This is a genomic window from Patulibacter medicamentivorans, from assembly GCF_000240225.1.
In the GTDB taxonomy this organism is placed as follows: Bacteria; Actinomycetota; Thermoleophilia; order Solirubrobacterales; family Solirubrobacteraceae; genus Patulibacter; species Patulibacter medicamentivorans.
The window spans coordinates 1-1,461 of sequence record NZ_AGUD01000190.1 but is presented as its reverse complement, the minus strand read 5'-3'; the positions used below and the strand labels follow the sequence as shown (position 1 = coordinate 1,461).

The 1,461-nt window shown below is 72.3% G+C and carries 3 protein-coding genes; 1 reads left to right on the top strand and 2 read right to left on the bottom strand.

Going from position 1 to position 1,461, the window contains the following annotated elements; translation table 11 throughout:
• Window positions 1-111: 111 nt before the first annotated feature.
• On the bottom strand, window positions 112-507 hold the full coding sequence (gene grxD, locus PAI11_RS11190; RefSeq protein ID WP_007574600.1) for a Grx4 family monothiol glutaredoxin: 396 nt from the start codon (window positions 505-507) through the stop codon (window positions 112-114).
• Between the two features lie 7 nt (window positions 508-514).
• Window positions 515-739, bottom strand: a complete 225-nt coding sequence (locus PAI11_RS11185; protein WP_040599930.1) for a BolA family protein — start codon at window positions 737-739, stop codon at window positions 515-517.
• Between the two features lie 182 nt (window positions 740-921).
• Between PAI11_RS11185 and PAI11_RS11180 the strand changes: the two genes are divergently transcribed.
• On the top strand, window positions 922-1,272 hold the full coding sequence (locus PAI11_RS11180; protein ID WP_007574596.1) for a HesB/IscA family protein: 351 nt from the start codon (window positions 922-924) through the stop codon (window positions 1,270-1,272).
• Window positions 1,273-1,461: the final 189 nt, after the last annotated feature.

Genomic DNA, 1,461 nt, shown 5'->3' with positions numbered 1-1,461 from the left:
CCGCGGCGACCGCGGCCGAATCGACCCGCAGGGCGGGCACGGTCGCGACGGCGAGCGCCGCCGCGGTGGCGGCGCCGACGGTCACCGTCAGCCGCGCCGCCCGCACCGCGCTCAGCCCAGGCGGTTCTCGGGCTGCAGCAGGGTCTCGGCCGCGGCCGGGGTGGCCGGGGCGGCCGAGGCGGCGGGCGCACCGACGATCTCAGCCAGCTCGCCGCTCTCGTACAGCTCGAGCACGATGTCGCTGCCGCCGACCAGCTCGCCGTCGACGAACAGCTGCGGGATCGTCGGCCAGTCCGAGATCGCCGACAGCTCCTGGCGGATCCGCGGGTCGGGCAGGATGTCGACGCTGGCGAACGAGACGTCCAGCGCCTGCAGCGTCCCGACCGCGCGGGCGGAGAAGCCGCAGGCGGGCGCCTCGGGCGTCCCCTTCATGAAGAGGATGATCTGGTTCTCGCTGATCGCCTCGGCGATCGCGTCGCGGAGCGGGTTCGGGGTCTGCTCGCTCATGGGGTCCTCAGGACGGGGTCTTGGTCTTCAGGCTCAGCGCGTGGATCGATCCGCCGAGCTCCCCGGCGAAGATGTCCATCACCATCCGGTGCTGCTCCAGGCGCGAGCGCCCGGCGAAGTCCGGGGACTGGACGACCGCCTGGAAGTGGACGCCATCGGCGCCCTCGACCTCGGCGGTGGCACCGGGAAGCGCCGTCTCGATCCGCTGCTTGAGCTCATCGGCCGTAGGCATCTGCTCCACAGAGTAGACACTCCGCGTGCGGGCGCTTCAGTTGCTGAAGCATTGAGGACGGCACAGGGGCGACGGCGACCGGCTGGACCCGATGCCAGGGGTCGCTACACTCGGTGAAGTATTGGAGCGCAGGGCCTCGGGAAGGACCCCGGACCCGCGCCTGACGTACGCGGAGACGCTCAATGATCACGATCACCGACAAGGCCGCGGAGAAGGTTCGCGAGTTCCTCGACAGCAACCCGCAGGAGGGCGACGGCGGACTGCGCGTCGGCGTCCGCGGCGGAGGCTGCTCCGGGTTCCAGTACGTGCTGGCGTTCGACAGCAAGCGCGACGACGACATGGCCTTCAACTCGCACGAGATCACGGTCCTCTGCGATCGCCAGTCGTTCCCCTACGTCACCGGCTCGACGATCGACTACGTCGACGCGATGACCGGCGCCGGCTTCAAGGTCGAGAACCCGAACGTCGTGGCGGCCTGCGGCTGCGGCTCGTCGTTCCGGGTCGAGGACGAGGAAGCGGTCTCCGCCGTCTGACCCCGCGGGTCGGGCGCGCCCGACCCGATCGGCGGCCGGGCCCACCGAACCGCCCCTGGATGACGCCTCCGCGTCGCCGTCGCGCCGCCCTCGTGGCGGCGCTGCTGGTCCTGCTGGCCGCCGCCTTCGCCGGCGGCCGGCTGAGCGGCCGGTCCGAGGAGCGCTCGCCGGCCGCCGCCGGCGACGCCC